Source organism: Vibrio sp. Isolate25, assembly GCF_022398025.1.
Classification (GTDB): Bacteria; Pseudomonadota; Gammaproteobacteria; order Enterobacterales; family Vibrionaceae; genus Vibrio; species Vibrio coralliilyticus_A.
The window spans coordinates 1-15048 of sequence record NZ_JAKEUT010000017.1; the positions used below are offsets into that span (position 1 = coordinate 1).

18 protein-coding genes are annotated in these 15048 nt (G+C 45.2%); 2 read left to right on the forward strand and 16 right to left on the reverse strand.

The window, feature by feature from the left end; genetic code table 11:
• The 9 genes from L1D15_RS19470 to fkpA all read right to left on the reverse strand — a co-directional run.
• A partial coding sequence (locus tag L1D15_RS19470) for a GTP-binding protein (RefSeq protein ID WP_239876755.1) occupies nucleotides 1-257 on the reverse strand: 257 nt, incomplete at its 3' end.
• 154 nt (nucleotides 258-411) lie between these two features.
• Nucleotides 412-2511 (reverse strand): elongation factor G, encoded by a 2100-nt coding sequence (gene fusA, locus L1D15_RS19475; protein ID WP_019275016.1) that lies wholly within the window; start codon nucleotides 2509-2511, stop codon nucleotides 412-414.
• A gap of 156 nt (nucleotides 2512-2667) precedes the next feature.
• Complete coding sequence (gene rpsG / locus L1D15_RS19480; protein ID WP_006957063.1) at nucleotides 2668-3138, reverse strand: 30S ribosomal protein S7; 471 nt, start codon at nucleotides 3136-3138, stop codon at nucleotides 2668-2670.
• Nucleotides 3139-3235: 97 nt separating this feature from the next.
• Entirely contained in the window at nucleotides 3236-3610 is a 375-nt protein-coding gene (gene rpsL / locus L1D15_RS19485; RefSeq protein WP_004399892.1) for a 30S ribosomal protein S12, read from the reverse strand.
• A gap of 188 nt (nucleotides 3611-3798) precedes the next feature.
• Nucleotides 3799-4074: a sulfurtransferase complex subunit TusB gene (gene tusB, locus L1D15_RS19490; protein ID WP_239876756.1), complete on the reverse strand. Its 276-nt coding sequence runs from the start codon at nucleotides 4072-4074 to the stop codon at nucleotides 3799-3801.
• Nucleotides 4075-4081: 7 nt separating this feature from the next.
• Nucleotides 4082-4438, reverse strand: coding sequence for a sulfurtransferase complex subunit TusC (gene tusC, locus L1D15_RS19495; RefSeq protein WP_239866824.1), 357 nt, complete (start codon nucleotides 4436-4438; stop codon nucleotides 4082-4084).
• On the reverse strand, nucleotides 4435-4830 hold the full coding sequence (tusD, locus tag L1D15_RS19500) for a sulfurtransferase complex subunit TusD (protein ID WP_239876757.1): 396 nt from the start codon (nucleotides 4828-4830) through the stop codon (nucleotides 4435-4437). The genes tusC and tusD overlap by 4 nt, the downstream gene beginning before the upstream one ends.
• Nucleotides 4827-5549, reverse strand: coding sequence for a transcriptional regulator (locus tag L1D15_RS19505; protein WP_019275011.1), 723 nt, complete (start codon nucleotides 5547-5549; stop codon nucleotides 4827-4829). The genes tusD and L1D15_RS19505 overlap by 4 nt, the downstream gene beginning before the upstream one ends.
• A gap of 183 nt (nucleotides 5550-5732) precedes the next feature.
• Complete coding sequence (fkpA, locus tag L1D15_RS19510; RefSeq protein ID WP_239876758.1) at nucleotides 5733-6527, reverse strand: FKBP-type peptidyl-prolyl cis-trans isomerase; 795 nt, start codon at nucleotides 6525-6527, stop codon at nucleotides 5733-5735.
• A 138-nt stretch (nucleotides 6528-6665) separates the two neighbouring features.
• Between fkpA and L1D15_RS19515 the strand changes: the two genes are divergently transcribed.
• Both L1D15_RS19515 and L1D15_RS19520 read left to right on the forward strand, forming a co-directional pair.
• Complete coding sequence (locus tag L1D15_RS19515; protein ID WP_239838073.1) at nucleotides 6666-7646, forward strand: hypothetical protein; 981 nt, start codon at nucleotides 6666-6668, stop codon at nucleotides 7644-7646.
• Nucleotides 7647-7648: 2 nt separating this feature from the next.
• Nucleotides 7649-7876 carry a SlyX family protein gene (locus L1D15_RS19520; RefSeq protein WP_239838072.1) on the forward strand — a complete coding sequence of 76 codons (228 nt, stop codon included), beginning with the start codon at nucleotides 7649-7651 and terminating at the stop codon, nucleotides 7874-7876.
• Here the strand turns inward: L1D15_RS19520 and L1D15_RS19525 are convergent.
• From L1D15_RS19525 to mutL, 7 genes are all read right to left on the reverse strand, one after another.
• Nucleotides 7873-8058, reverse strand: coding sequence for a DUF2065 domain-containing protein (locus L1D15_RS19525; protein ID WP_239876759.1), 186 nt, complete (start codon nucleotides 8056-8058; stop codon nucleotides 7873-7875). The genes L1D15_RS19520 and L1D15_RS19525 overlap by 4 nt on opposite strands.
• A gap of 62 nt (nucleotides 8059-8120) precedes the next feature.
• Nucleotides 8121-9101: a protease modulator HflC gene (gene hflC / locus L1D15_RS19530; RefSeq protein ID WP_239838071.1), complete on the reverse strand. Its 981-nt coding sequence runs from the start codon at nucleotides 9099-9101 to the stop codon at nucleotides 8121-8123.
• Nucleotides 9102-9103: 2 nt separating this feature from the next.
• Complete coding sequence (gene hflK / locus L1D15_RS19535) at nucleotides 9104-10297, reverse strand: FtsH protease activity modulator HflK (RefSeq protein ID WP_239838070.1); 1194 nt, start codon at nucleotides 10295-10297, stop codon at nucleotides 9104-9106.
• A gap of 45 nt (nucleotides 10298-10342) precedes the next feature.
• On the reverse strand, nucleotides 10343-11632 hold the full coding sequence (hflX, locus tag L1D15_RS19540; RefSeq protein ID WP_239876760.1) for a ribosome rescue GTPase HflX: 1290 nt from the start codon (nucleotides 11630-11632) through the stop codon (nucleotides 10343-10345).
• A 44-nt stretch (nucleotides 11633-11676) separates the two neighbouring features.
• Nucleotides 11677-11943: an RNA chaperone Hfq gene (gene hfq / locus L1D15_RS19545; protein WP_006957051.1), complete on the reverse strand. Its 267-nt coding sequence runs from the start codon at nucleotides 11941-11943 to the stop codon at nucleotides 11677-11679.
• Between the two features lie 188 nt (nucleotides 11944-12131).
• Nucleotides 12132-13079, reverse strand: coding sequence for a tRNA (adenosine(37)-N6)-dimethylallyltransferase MiaA (gene miaA / locus L1D15_RS19550; protein ID WP_239866834.1), 948 nt, complete (start codon nucleotides 13077-13079; stop codon nucleotides 12132-12134).
• Complete coding sequence (gene mutL, locus L1D15_RS19555; RefSeq protein ID WP_239876761.1) at nucleotides 13076-15046, reverse strand: DNA mismatch repair endonuclease MutL; 1971 nt, start codon at nucleotides 15044-15046, stop codon at nucleotides 13076-13078. Before mutL ends, miaA begins: the two co-directional genes overlap by 4 nt.
• Nucleotides 15047-15048: the final 2 nt, after the last annotated feature.

Genomic DNA, 15048 nt, shown 5'->3' on the forward strand with positions numbered 1-15048 from the left:
GCGTGTCCTGGACAGTCTACGTGTGCGTAGTGACGAGTTGGAGTGTCGTACTCAACGTGAGATGTTGCGATTGTGATACCGCGCTCACGCTCTTCTGGAGCGTTATCGATTGATGCGAAGTCTTTCGCTTCACCGCCGTACACTTTAGCTAGAGTTGTACAGATTGCAGCAGTTAGAGTTGTTTTACCGTGGTCAACGTGGCCGATAGTACCAACGTTAACGTGCGGTTTAGTACGTTCAAATTTTTCTTTAGACACGATCGTGTTCCTTCCTAGTTATGATTCGCCGCGAACATTATTGATCACGACGCGCCAGAATTTGCTATTTTATGCGCCAACGTCCGTCAGCGCAATATTTGGACGTATTGATCTTTAAAAAAGTCTTGCTATTTTTAAAGGTTAATACGATTTATTAGTAACCACGGTCTGCAATGATTTTATCTGCAAAGTTTTTCGGTACTTCAGCGTACTCGTTAAACTCCATAGAATAAGACGCACGGCCTTGAGTTGCAGAACGTAGATCAGTTGCGTAACCAAACATCTCAGATAGTGGCACTTGAGCGCGGATGATCTTAATACCAGCCACACCATCGTCCATACCTTCGATCATGCCGCGACGGCGGTTTAGATCACCAACAACGTCACCCATCCAATCTTCAGGCGTAGTTACTTCAACATTCATCATTGGCTCAAGAAGTACAGGCTGTGCTTCTAATGAACCCTTCTTGAATGCCATCGAGCCAGCGATCTTAAACGCCATCTCGTTAGAGTCAACATCGTGGTAAGAACCATCAAACAGTGTTGCTTTAATGTCTAGAACCGGGTAACCCGCTAGAACACCACTGTTCATTTGCTCTTCGATACCTTTCGCTACCGAACTGATGTATTCCTTAGGAACAACACCACCCACAATTTCGTCAACAAAGACAAAACCTTCACCAGGTTCAGATGGCTCCAGTTTGATCCATACGTGACCATACTGACCACGACCACCAGATTGACGTACAAATTTACCTTCAACTTCCGCGTTACCACGAATCGTCTCTCGGTAAGCAACCTGAGGTTTACCAACATTACAGTCAACGCTGAATTCACGTTTCATGCGGTCAACGATGATATCTAGGTGAAGTTCACCCATACCAGAGATCAATGTTTGACCTGTTTCGTCATCCGTTTCGACGCGGAAAGACGGGTCTTCTGCGGCTAGTTTACCTAGTGCAATAGCCATCTTTTCTTGATCGGCAACAGAGCGAGGCTCTACCGCGATCTGAATTACTGGGTCAGGGAACTCCATGCGTTCCAGAATCACCTTGTGGTTCTGGTCACATAGTGTGTCACCTGTAGTTACGTCTTTCAGGCCGATTGCCGCTGCAATATCACCTGCACGAACTTCTTTAATTTCATCACGCTTGTTTGAGTGCATCTGTACGATGCGACCAAAGCGTTCTTTCTTCTGTTTAACAGAGTTGTAAACAGCATCGCCAGAGTTCACCACACCAGAGTAAACACGCATAAAGGTTAACGTACCTACAAACGGGTCTGTCGCAATTTTGAATGCGAGTGCTGAGAACGGTTCGTTGTCGTCTGCATGACGCTCAACTTCGTTGTCGTTGTCATCAACACCTTTGATCGCTGGAACGTCAATTGGCGATGGTAAGAATTCGACTACTGCATCGAGTACTGCTTGAACACCTTTGTTCTTAAACGCACTACCACAAGTGGCCAGTACGATTTCATTGTTTAGTGTACGAGTACGTAATGCTTGCTTGATTTCAGCTTCCGTTAGTTCGCCTTCTTCAAGATACTTATCCATTAGCTCTTCGCTAGCTTCTGCCGCTGACTCAACTAGGTTGTTGTGCCACTCTTCAGCAAGCTCAAGCATGTCCGCTGGAATATCTTCGTAAGTGAAAGTTGTACCTTGATCAGCTTCACTCCAGTTGATCATCTTCATCTTGATTAGGTCAATCACACCCTTGAAGTCTTCTTCCGCACCAACATTAAGTTGGATAGGAACAGGGTTCGCACCAAGACGGTTTTTGATTTGATCAACAACACGAAGGAAGTCAGCACCTGCACGGTCCATCTTGTTAACAAATACCATACGAGGAACGTGGTACTTGTCAGCTTGACGCCATACAGTTTCAGATTGAGGTTCAACACCCGATGAACCACAGAACACTACGACAGCACCATCAAGTACGCGAAGTGAACGCTCTACTTCGATAGTGAAATCTACGTGTCCAGGAGTATCGATAATGTTGATGCGGTGGTCTTGGAATTGTGCATCCATACCACGCCAGAAAGTGGTCGTAGCCGCTGAGGTGATTGTGATACCACGCTCTTGCTCCTGCTCCATCCAGTCCATGGTAGCAGCACCATCGTGAACTTCACCGATTTTATGAGAAAGGCCGGTGTAGAACAGAATACGTTCACTTGTGGTTGTTTTACCTGCGTCTACGTGAGCGACGATACCAATGTTACGGTAGCGCTCAATAGGTGTTTTACGAGCCACGATTGAATCCTCTTGAATTAGGGACTATTGCTATTTCTAGTTGCATTTTAGCCTGCTCATGGCAATTTTCACGTGCCCTAGATATAGCAATAGTTCCTAAGCTTACGCATAGGAACTAGAGTTGCGCCGCGAGGGTTCTCGCGGCACTGAAAGGTATTACCAGCGGTAATGAGCGAATGCTTTGTTCGCTTCTGCCATACGGTGAACGTCTTCACGTTTCTTAACAGCAGTACCTTTGTTCTCAGACGCATCTAGCATTTCAGCAGCTAGGCGTTGAGCCATAGATTTTTCACCACGCTTACGCGCAGCTTCAACTACCCAACGCATAGCAAGTGCGTTACGGCGAACCGGACGTACTTCTACAGGAACTTGGTAAGTTGAACCACCCACGCGACGAGATTTAACCTCTACCGCAGGGCGAACATTTTCAAGAGCTTCTTCAAATACAGCTAAGTGATCTTTACCAGATTTCTCAGCCATTGCATCTAGTGCAGTGTAAACAATTTTCTCTGCAGTAGATTTTTTACCGTCAACCATAAGGATGTTAACGAATTTTGCCAGCAGTTCAGATTTGAACTTTGGATCTGGAAGGATCTTACGCTGACCGATGACGCGACGACGTGGCATGGATTTTCTCCGTTGTCTTCTTCAGGTTATCCAAAACTTTTCAGTTTCTTCAAAAATTAAATTTAATTTAGTGTTTGGCCTTACTTAACGGATACCATTAAGATTTTGGACGCTTCACACCGTACTTAGAACGACCTTGTTTACGGTCGTTAACGCCAGCACAGTCTAGTGCACCGCGAACTGTGTGGTAACGTACACCCGGAAGGTCTTTAACACGACCGCCACGGATTAGAACAACTGAGTGCTCTTGAAGGTTGTGACCTTCACCACCGATGTACGAAGTCACTTCGAAGCCGTTCGTTAGACGAACACGACATACTTTACGAAGTGCTGAGTTAGGTTTTTTAGGTGTAGTAGTGTAAACACGAGTACATACACCACGTTTTTGTGGACACGCTTCTAGTGCAGGCACGTTGCTTTTAACAACCTGCTTTGCACGAGGCTTACGTACCAACTGGTTAATAGTTGCCATTAACTAGCTCCTGATTTACTTGAAAGTAAGCTTTGTGAAAAATCTATCCCTAATCACCAATGGCAATTAGGGACGCAAAATTCTATGCAGCAGTGAGAGGTGTGTCAAGAAATATACGGATCTTTTTTGTTCAACTCAAACCTTCATACCGTAAATGTTCTTCCACACCGATTGAAAAGAGGATAAGGCTAATCCCAAGTCAGAGAAGTTTCCTGTGCCACAGTAAGATCAACAAACCCATCATAGTCGATAACCTCAACTGAAGGGCTGACGCGATTAAGGATGCCGCGCGCTTCTAAATCACTGCGAAGTGCTGCGATATTGAAGCCTTTTACCATGGGGTATGACCTGTGTTGAGGGTTGAGTGCATAAACGGCATTTTCAATAAACAGTAAGGTGTCGCTCTCTTTAGATACTTTTCTCACCTCTTCTACAGCCGCTACGGATTTGACGATGTGTAACATAAGACCTCTAGAATGAAAGTATTTTTCTCGCACTATGTATCTGCGTTTTGAGCTCATCGTCGTCGAGCAATTGAGCATCAATAATCAAATCCGCTTGCGCCAGACCACGCTCAGCCAGAGATTGCGCGCATACATACACTTGCTCTATATCGTAAAGATCGAACAGCTTCAACATAGGTGAATAATCTTTACTCAGGATGTCACTGGTTTGCTGACCGGCAATCAACTGATAAACACCATCCCCTATAAACAGTACGCTAATATCTTCACAATATGCGGATGCGGCTAATAAAGCATCAACACCTTCACGTCCAGATGCACTTCCATGCGGAGCGCTACGAAATAAGTAGGTTAACTGACTCAAAACTGTACAACCCTATCTTGTGTCAGCATGGCTTCCGCCAAGCTACCTAAGCCCGCTTGATGGAAGCCATCGGCCAAATTACTTTGGATTAAGTTGTGCTGATTGGATTCATCCTGACTTACAATCCCACGGCGCAGCGCTGCCGCCACACACGTTTCTAACCGCACATTATGCTCTGTAGCTAGAGCTTGCCACGCCTTCACCAAATCAAACTCATCATTAGCAGGGACGCTTAGTGCTGTGCCATTGGTCACGCCATCTTGGTAAAAGAACACACTGACCAATTGATGCCCTTTAGTAATCAGGCTGCGTGCAAATTGATAAGCCGTTCTAGCCGACTGACTACCATATACCGGCCCATTGACGACTAAGGTATAGCTCAATGCACTCAACTTTCGTCGTCCTCAGTTTTACGCTGACGAATATAAAGATAGACGGTGTGCTTAGAGATATTTAAACGATCTGCGACACGGTTTATTGCGTCTTTAATATCAAAAATCCCTTTGTCGTACAGCTCCATCACAATCTGACGATTTTTGGTATTGTTTGATACTGACTTATCCGCATTGATCTCCTCAATTGTTCGTTCAACCGTCTGATCAACCAGTTCTTCGACATCGCTGGCAAAATTCACTGACGATGCAGCTTGCTTAGCTTCTTCTGTTGGCATGAAAGATTGCAGTACCTGAGAAAAAGGCGCGTCAAGATTAACGTTGATACATAGCAGGCCGATCACTCGGTTCTCACCATTACGGATCGCAACCGTAATCGACTTCATCAACACGCCACCTTTCGCACGAGTAAAATATGAACGGGAGAAATTACGCTCAGAGCCTTCGATATCTCGCAGCATTTTCAACGCTAGATCAGTGATGGGTGAGCCAACCTGACGACCTGTATTTTCACCATTGGCAATTTTAATGGCTGACGTATTGAGATCTTCCAAAGAATGCAGAACGATTTCACAAAAAGGGCCGATAAGACTGGCGATACCGTCCACCACGGCTTCATACGATCTGAGAATAATTTTATCGTGCTCGCTAAATGGCATCACATTGACAGATTCCATTTCGAGCAACATATCCGTGTTAACTGTGTCTGTAGTTGTCACTTTTTAAGCCTTCGAGCGAAAAATCAACAAATTGGTGTAAGTTTATCAGAAATTTTGAATTGAACATCTAGCAATGCCACTATCTAGTGATTTAGAACAAACTATTCACGCGATACAGCGCCAAAAAATGAAAAAAGGCCTGATTTTCATCAGACCTTTGGGTTTATTTCAGAGGGAAGTGGCTTATTGAACCACTTGCTCACCTTCACCGTTATCGATTTTCAGTAATTCAACTTCGAAGACCAGTGTCGAGTTAGCAGGAATACTAGGCGTGTCTTGCTCACCATATGCTAGCTCTGGCGGAATAACGAACTTGAATTTAGAGCCAACAGGCATCAGCTGCACACCTTCCGTCCAACCTGAAATCACACGGTTCAGTGGGAAAGTCGCAGGTTCACCACGGTCGTATGAACTATCAAACTGAGTACCGTCGATTAAAGTGCCTTTATAATGGACTTGTACAGTATCAGTATCTTTAGGCTGGTCGCCTTCGGCAGGAGTCATGACTTGATACAGTAGGCCAGATTCTGTCTTCTTCACGCCTTCTTGCTTTTCAAAGTCAGCACGGAAGTCATCGCCTGCCTTCTTCGCTTCAGCTGCTTTTTCTGCCGCTTGCTTTTGCATTGTTTCAGCAACACGCTTATCTAGCGATTCAAGGGCTGCGCGTGTTTCTTCTTCATTTAGCTCAGGGCTACCCGCAAACACATGTTCAATGCCTTTCAGTACAAGGTCTTTATCTAGATTGATACCAATCTCGTTTGGCTTATCTAGACTAGTGTTTAGATAGTTTGCGAATGATACGCCAATTGCGTAAGCCGCTTTTTCATCGTCGGTTTTAAAGTGAACCGTTTTACCGGCTTCTGCTTGCACTTGTTCTGCTGCTGGTGCAGCCTCTGTTTTAGCTTCTTCTTCTTTCTGACAGCCAACCGCCAACATTACTGTTGCTGCAAGCAGTGACACCTTAAAAATAGATTTCATTGAATTCTCCAATTAATGGCTAACCATTTGTCTTTGCGCACAAATCTTTAATTTCGACTGGTGCTTATAAGCATGTTGTACCACTATAACCAATATGCGTTTTAATTAAACGTTAACTAAAGCGGATCTTTGTATTTAATGCGAACTATTTTTCATACTCTATTACTTACGTTTGTCATCACAACGTTAAATGGTTGCTTTTTCTCCACGCAAGATGATCAACGTTGGGTTATAGAGCCCCTAGGAACAACTAGCTTCGCCTTAAGCCGAGATGCCCGCTTTGCCCTATTGTACTCCAAAGAGCATCAACTAGTACTGTGGGATCTCTATGAAAGCCAGCAGCTTGCCTCATTAGGTGAACAAGATCCTCAAGCGAGTACCGTTTCTCGAATCCGTATCTCAGATAATGGCCGATTTGCCGTCACCGCAACACAAATAAACTTTGCTGTTTGGGACTTGGCTTGGACCCAAGCTCAAGGGCTATGGTCGATATCTGACGGACTGATTCGTGACGTTGATATTGCTAGTAACGGCGAACAAGTACTGCTTGGTTTATCGAATGGCAAAGCCATTTACGTCAACTTAGTCACCGGAAGACGACTAGAGTTCCTTGCCCACAATGAAAAAGTCAACTCCGTGGCACTTTCACCCAATGGTCGTTTTGCGTTATCTGGTGGCAATGATTACACCGCCTACTTATGGGATACCCGTACAGGTCAGATTCTCAAAAGCTTCGAACACGAGCAACGAATTAATCGCGTTGCCTTACAAAGAGATGGTCTTTATGCCTTTACGTCCGATGGTGGAAACCAAGCAATTATTTGGAACCTACGTACTGGGGAGAAATTATCGCAGCTGCGAAGCTTTTCGCGTCAATTGATCTTTTCTACAGCCCGCTTTTCAGATGATGGCCAATACTTGGTGACAGGAACACCTTCAAGCCGAATTATGGTCTGGGAAACCAATACGGGCAAACGTGTCGATGGATTTGAAGCTGAGCCGTTAAAAGATACTCGCCCTCCACGCGCAGTGGTGTATGATGCAGCCTTTGACAACCAGAATCGAGTAATATCGGGCACATCCGCAGGAATAGCCCAAGCTTGGAATGTGGACGACTAATCATGACCGAAAAGCGTGTAGCAGAACTAGAAAACCGTATCAATGACATGGAGTGCCAATTGGCGTTTCAAGAGCAAACCATTGATTCACTTAACGATGCATTGAGCCAACAACAGTTGCTGATCACAAAAATGCAAGATCAGATGAAGTACGTAGTGGGTAAAGTCAAGAATATGGACACTTCAAATATGGCCGATCCATCCGAAGAAACTCCACCACCTCATTACTAACTGAACACGTAAGCAATAACAGCGCCTGCAACCACTAGACACCCACCAATACGCCTCAATTGATTGTTCGGCTGTTCACTCAATTGCGCAACCATGTTTCGCCAACCATTCGGGGCAATTAAAGGCCCGATTCCTTCAACAATTAACACCAGACCAAGCGCCATCCAAAGTGAGTTTGACATCATGATTCCCTCGAAAAAATAAAGGCTCCGTGAAGGAGCCTTTGCTATTTGTAAATTTGAGCTTATTTTGCCGGAGCGCCCGCTGAGTTGTTCATGTACTGGAAGAACTCACTCTTAGGATCTAACACCAAAATATCACTCTTCTCACTGAATGATTCTTCGTACGCTTTTAGTGAACGTAGGAAACTGTAAAACTCAGGAGCTTTGTTATACGCTTCAGAATAAACCTTCGCAGCTTCTGCATCCGCCGCACCTCGTGTCACACGAGCTGTTTTGTCTGCTTCAGCCAAAATGGTCGCCACTTCAAGTTCAGCTTGAGCGCGAATGATTTCAGCTTGCTCACGACCTTGAGAACGGAATTGCCTTGCAACCGACTCACGTTCAGCTCTCATACGATCGTATATTGACTTACTAATGCTATCCGGAAGATTAATTTTCTTCATGCGGAAGTCGAAGACATGAATACCTAAGTCTTCCATGGCATCTTTACGCGTATCATTAAGTACATTTTTCATAATGATATCGCGTTCACCATCAACTTCTAAGGCCTCTTTTGCTGCTTTAGTCGTTACAACTTCACTATCAGCACTATCCGGTAAGACATCGTCATTGCGCGGGCCTGAAACAATCTGCTTGATTTCACGCGAACCAATTTCAGAACGAAGTACATCGGTCACTTTTCGACTCAAAAGAGCTTGTGCCGTTGATGAATTACCGCCACCGGTTGCAAGATAATACTGACCGAAATCTTCGATACGCCATTTCACGTAGGAATCAATGATTACGTCTTTTTTCTCGGACGTAACGAAACGATCCGAACGGCCATCCATAGTTTGGATACGTGCATCTAATGTTCTTACACGATCAAACAATGGCATCTTGAAATGTAAGCCCGGTTCATAAATTCGTGCAATCTCATTGTTGTCTTTCAACACACGACCGAAGCGAATGACGATACCGCGCTCACCTTCAGGGATGACAAATAGCGACATCAGCATCAAAACCAGTGCGACGACTAGTACAGGGATCATTAACTTACGCATTCTTAATATCTCCCTTGACGTGAACCCGTTGAACGAGATTGTGAATCTGAGGTTGTCTCTGTGCGTTGAGGCTCAAGTTCGATTTGATCATACGAAGAAGATTTCGATTTACGATTAGTTTGTGCTTTACCTTCTTGACCAGCCAGTTTATCGATCGGCAAGTATAGAAGGTTACCACTCGACTCTGAGTCAATCAGGACTTTAGAAGTATTGGAGTAGACTTGCTCCATAGTATCTAAGTACAGACGATTACGGGTAACCTCAGGAGCTGCTTGATACTCTGGTAGCAGTTTTTCGAACTGAGCGACTTCACCTAAGGCGGCATTCGTGACTCGCTCACTATAACCCTGCGCTTCTTTTAGAAGTCGCTCTGCACGACCTTTCGCTTTAGGGATAATATCGTTTTGATATGCTTCCGCTTCACGCTTAAATCGCTGTGCGTCTTCTCGAGATGCCGTGGCATCATCGAAAGCAGCTTTAACCTCTTCCGGTGGACGAGCATCTTCAAAGTTAACTGCGACCACTTCGATACCCATATCATAGCTAGCGACAATATCTTCAAGTGTTGTCTGCGTGTTTTGACGAATCGACAAACGACCACTGGTCAAAATGCTGTCCATCAAAGAGTCACCAATTACAGCACGTAGCGCAGAATCTGTCGCTTGGCGTAAGCTGTCATCAGCGTTGGTCACGCGGAATAGGTATTTATACGGGTCAGCAACACGGTACTGAACATCCATAGCAACGGTCACAACATTTTCATCTTTCGTCAACATAAGACCAGATGAACGTAGCGAGCGGATTGCCTGTACATTAACAGGGGTTACTTCATCAATGAAGCGAGGACGCCAGTTCAGACCAGGATCTACGATTCGATCGTATTTACCCAGTCGTAGAACGACACCACGCTCAGCTTCACCGATGGTGTAAAAGCCAGCGAAGAACCAGATTGCTATCGCGATTACTGCAATGACACCAAAACCTAGTGCACCGCCGCCACCGCCGATAGAAGATCCTTTGCCTCCTTTTCCACCACCAAACTTTCCACCCAGTTTCTGACTCAGTTTATTAAATACTTCGTCTAAGTCTGGCGGTCCTTGATCACGGCCACCTTTATTACCACGATTATTACTCCCCCAAGGGTCGTTATCGCGGCCATTGTTGCCGTTGTTATTACCAGGCTCATTCCACGCCATTAGAAAGCTCCATCATTTGATATGACGTTATACTGTAGCAGTCATTTAAGTAACTATAAAGTCACGTAAAACTGCCCCTTCTCTTTTTTCAAGTCTAGACCAATCCACTTGCTGCATGCGAACATCAATCAACAAGTTACCATCCTGATCATACTCTTCTCGTTGAATACATTTCATTTGGAAGAATGTACTACGAATACGCCCCTGATGTTGTGGCGGAATTCGCAATTGATACTGAACCATTTGACTGGCTAAACGCTCAGTCAGGGCTTCAAATAGCAGTTCAATACCAATGCCTTCCATTGCCGAAACCCAAACGGCACGAGGAATACCTTCTTCGTCCCTTTCAATGCGAGGTTTCTGATCTTCGAGATTGTCAATTTTGTTCATCACTAGAAGAGCCGGCACCTCATGGGCATCGATCTCTTCAAGCACTTCATGAACAGCCTGAATATTCTCACGAAAACGCTCATCACTGGCATCGACAACATGTAACAAAATGTCAGCTTCCTGAGTTTCTTGCAGGGTTGCTTTGAAAGCAGCAACCAGATCATGGGGTAAATGTCGGATGAACCCAACCGTGTCAGCTAAAATGGCTGTCCCTACATCCGCAAGCTCAATCTTTCTCAACGTTGGATCCAAAGTGGCAAACAGCTGGTCAGCTGCATATACGCCCGCTTCAGTAATGCGGTTAAACATGGTGGATTTACCCGCGTTGGTATAACCAACCAGAGAAATCGTTGGGATTTCCGCTCGATTTCTGGCTCGGCGACCTTGTTCACGCTGTTTTGCCACCTTTTCCAAGCGGCGCAAAATAGTCTTTATACGATCACGCAATAAACGTCGGTCAGTTTCTAGCTGAGTTTCACCTGGACCACGTAAACCAATACCACCTTTTTGTCGTTCAAGGTGCGTCCAACCGCGAATAAGTCGAGTAGAAATATGACGAAGTTGAGCAAGCTCAACTTGTAATTTACCTTCATGTGTTCGGGCGCGTTGGGCAAAAATATCTAAGATAAGACCGGTGCGATCAAGCACTCGACATTTACACAACGATTCTAGGTTACGTTCTTGGGCAGGAGAGAGGGCGTGATTGAATATCACTATATCAGCGCCAGCAAGTTGCACCGCTTGGGCAATTTCCTGAGCTTTACCCTCTCCGACATAGTATTTAGGGTGTGGTGACTGGCGACTGCCGGTTACAACTTGTAACGATGAGACTCCAGCCGAAGATACCAGCATTTCAAATTCACTGAGATCTTCCCACTCCCCTTCTTGCGTGAAGTTGATATGAACAAGTACGGCTCGCTCACCGGCTTCATAACGGTCAAACAAGCAATCAACTCCTTAAAATAATACTAATTTTCTTTTTCAGAGAATTAATCTTCTGATTTCTCTTGCTGACGCTCGCCGCCCTGAGGACGCTCACCGCTGTGGTGGCTAACTGGACGAGCAGGAACAACTGTCGAGATAGCATGTTTATATACCATCTGATTTACTGTATTTTTCAGCAAGATCACAAATTGATCGAAAGATTCAATCTGACCTTGAAGTTTAATTCCATTTACTAGGTAGATTGATACTGGGATACGTTCACGACGTAATGCATTTAAGAATGGGTCTTGAAGAGATTGCCCCTTAGCCATTTTATTTTCCTTATTTTGTAATTTTGTTCTAGTTATTTAGCTAGTGGTGCACTGAAAAAACTAGGTGCGCCTTTGCATCTGAGCTAAACGAATAAAAAACACCCTGTCGTTACCTGTTATGACGGCTTTGCTAGCAAATTTCAAGTAACAGATCCTTTACAGAGCACATTCACGCAAAAGCGATCACATTATACACGGCTAAAACCTTCAGACGCTATGGCATTTGATACGGTTTCTAGAGCCTGTTCTATGTTTTCGCTATCTAACCAAGTTAAATCATCCCAGCTGCGCAACCAGGTGATTTGTCGCTTGGCCAACTGGCGGGTCGCACAGATACCTTTAAAAATGGCATCTTCAAGTGTGCAATTCCCATCCAAATAGTCCCACATTTGCCGATAACCGACACAACGAATAGAAGGAAGATCAGCGTGAAGATCGTCTCGGGCGTACAGCCCTCGCATCTCCTGTTCAAACCCTGCTTCTATCATTTTGTCGAATCTCAACTCAATTCGGCGGTGGAGTTCTGCCCTTTCCTTGGGAGCTATCGCGAACTGTTTCACTCTAAACGGCAGGCTTTCACCTTTCGTTTGAGTTAGTTCAGTAAGAGTTTTACCTGAAATTCGATAAACTTCCAATGCCCTAGACAATCTTTGTGGATCATTTCGGTGGATTCGTTCAGCGGAAACAGGATCGATCTCTTTGAGTTGATCGTGCAGTACGTCCCAGCCATGAGTCAATGCTTCCTGCTCAATTTGCTGGCGTATTTCAGAGTTTGCAGCCGGAAGAGGTGATAAACCTTCCAGTAGTGCTTTGTAGTAGAGCATGGTGCCCCCTACCAGCAATGGAATTTTTCCTTGCTCAACAATGTGATGCATTTCATTTAATGCATCACGACGAAAGTCGGCTGCCGAGTATGCTTCACTTGGGTCAAGAATATCAATCAGTCGATGTGGAGCCTGTGCTTGCTCTTGTTCATCTGGCTTCGCGGTGCCTATATCCATCCCTTTGTAAATCAAAGCAGAATCAACAGAAATAATCTCTACTGGATATTTTCTCCGCAAGCGGATAGCTAGGTCGGTTTTGCCAGAGGCGGTTGGCCCCATTAAAAAAAGAGCCAAAGGTAGTTCATTATTCATAACTTCATCGCTGCAATCGTTGCAGAAAAATCAACAGGATACACAAAGCTGCGGTCATCCAAAGGGAGGTTACCTTGCCACAACTGCTCTATCTCAGCGATGACTTGTATCGCCTCCGACAAAGTGTAGTCGTTTTTTACCTGTGTGACGTGGTTCGTTAGCCAATCAGAGAGCTGCAATCTCTGCCCACTCTCTGACGTCAAAGCGGCGTAAGATAACAGATCTGGTATCAATTGTTGCAAGTTTTGCTGACGAAGTGGTTGAGGTACCCCCATCACCATCAACGCAGATGCATGACGATTTTTCAGCTCTATACCAAACTGGAGTAATGCTTCTTGGTGAATCTGAGCGGCTTCAATCTGCACTGTGCTGAGCTTCAATGACAAAGGGACCAGCAGCGGCTGGCTTTTTAGTCCACCGCCAGTGGTCGATAACTGCCCTTTAATACGCAACCATTCCGCTTTCGCCAGTGAAACTAATCTCGCCCCCTGTTTATCTCCCATCAGCACATATTGTCCTTGAGTCACACAAATCGCTTTGCCCAGCGCGTCAATGGATTGAGAAACCTGCTCGGATGTTAAACATGAACGAGCAACCTCCGCACCCAATTCGATGCTTGGACTGGTTTGAGGGAGATAAGGAGTTGTTAATAACTCCTTATATGCTTTGACTTCCTGCTTGCTTGGCGCAGGTTCTCCGTATCTTTCTTCGGATGCAACCTTAGGCTTAGAGGACGAGCGTGATTCAACCCAGTCACCTCTTGGAATCGATTCTCTCACCTGTTGAGCCTGACGTTTTTCTTGATAGTCTTGCTGCCCAGGATAAGCCGGAACTTTCTCTATTGCTTGATAGACAGCCTCAGGCACATCATGGCTGACAGAGTCAGCAGGTGCTGAACTTTCTGCCTGTGTGTGCGTATCCTTTTCCGTGTGGAAAGCGGATGCATTGATTTCAGGTTTATCAATGTGGGCACTTTGTACTAGAGCGTCACTGAGTGCCTGATAAATAAAATCGTGAACCAAGCGAGCTTGGTGAAAACGAACCTCGTGTTTTGCTGGGTGAACATTGACATCCACTTGGTGTGGGTCGATTTCAATAAATAACACATAAGTCGCAAACTGATCTGGCCGTAGACTGCTTTCATAGCTTTGACGAATTGCGTGATTGATCAATTTATCACGCATCATCCGCCCATTCACATAGCAATACTGCAGATCACTTTGTTGACGAGCACCTTCAGGTGTTGTGATCCAGCCATGTAACTTTAGCCCCTGATGTTCGAGTTCGATTTTCAACATATTACGCACGAACGGGTTACCACACACAGCTGCAATGCGTTTTTCTTCTTGGAGCTGAGTCTTCGCCGCTCGGTACTGTTTAATCACCTTGCCGTTGTGTCGCAAATTGATCGTGACATCAAACCGACTCAAGGCAATTCGCTTTAGCAGCTCATCGATATGAGTGAACTCAGTCTTTTCTGTGCGAAGAAATTTACGTCGTGCCGGCGTATTAAAAAACAAATCCAAGACTTCAACAGAGGTGCCAATAGGGTGTGCTGTGGGTTGCAACTTGACCGCCATCTCACGGCCTTCGCTGTAAGCAGACCAAGCTTGATCTTGTGTCGCTGGACGAGAAGTCAGAGTAAGACGAGAAACTGAACTGATACTGGCCAGCGCTTCACCGCGAAAGCCTAGGCTCATGATCGCTTCCAGATCGTCCAAAGTGTGGATCTTTGACGTGGCATGACGACTCAGTGCTAGTCCAAGTTCATCTTTAATGATCCCTTTACCGTTATCACGCACACGAATGAGCTTAGCACCACCTTTTTCGATATCAACATCAATTCGGGTCGCGCCAGAGTCTAAACTATTTTCAACCAGCTCTTTGACCACAGAAGCCGGCCTCTCAACCACTTCCCCTGCCGCAATTTGGTTAGCCAGCCGCGCTGGAAGAATCTTAATCGTCATAC

Coding starts and splice junctions, on each gene's coding strand:
- rpsG (WP_006957063.1), bottom strand. CDS start 3,138: ATGCCACGTCGTCGCGTCATCGGTCAGCGTAAGATCCTTCCAGATCCA.
- rpsL (WP_004399892.1), bottom strand. CDS start 3,610: ATGGCAACTATTAACCAGTTGGTACGTAAGCCTCGTGCAAAGCAGGTT.
- tusB (WP_239876756.1), bottom strand. CDS start 4,074: ATGTTACACATCGTCAAATCCGTAGCGGCTGTAGAAGAGGTGAGAAAA.
- fkpA (WP_239876758.1), bottom strand. CDS start 6,527: ATGAAATCTATTTTTAAGGTGTCACTGCTTGCAGCAACAGTAATGTTG.
- L1D15_RS19515 (WP_239838073.1), top strand. CDS start 6,666: ATGCGAACTATTTTTCATACTCTATTACTTACGTTTGTCATCACAACG.
- L1D15_RS19520 (WP_239838072.1), top strand. CDS start 7,649: ATGACCGAAAAGCGTGTAGCAGAACTAGAAAACCGTATCAATGACATG.
- L1D15_RS19525 (WP_239876759.1), bottom strand. CDS start 8,058: ATGTCAAACTCACTTTGGATGGCGCTTGGTCTGGTGTTAATTGTTGAA.
- hflC (WP_239838071.1), bottom strand. CDS start 9,101: ATGCGTAAGTTAATGATCCCTGTACTAGTCGTCGCACTGGTTTTGATG.
- hflK (WP_239838070.1), bottom strand. CDS start 10,297: ATGGCGTGGAATGAGCCTGGTAATAACAACGGCAACAATGGCCGCGAT.
- hfq (WP_006957051.1), bottom strand. CDS start 11,943: ATGGCTAAGGGGCAATCTCTTCAAGACCCATTCTTAAATGCATTACGT.
- miaA (WP_239866834.1), bottom strand. CDS start 13,079: ATGAATAATGAACTACCTTTGGCTCTTTTTTTAATGGGGCCAACCGCC.
- mutL (WP_239876761.1), bottom strand. CDS start 15,046: ATGACGATTAAGATTCTTCCAGCGCGGCTGGCTAACCAAATTGCGGCA.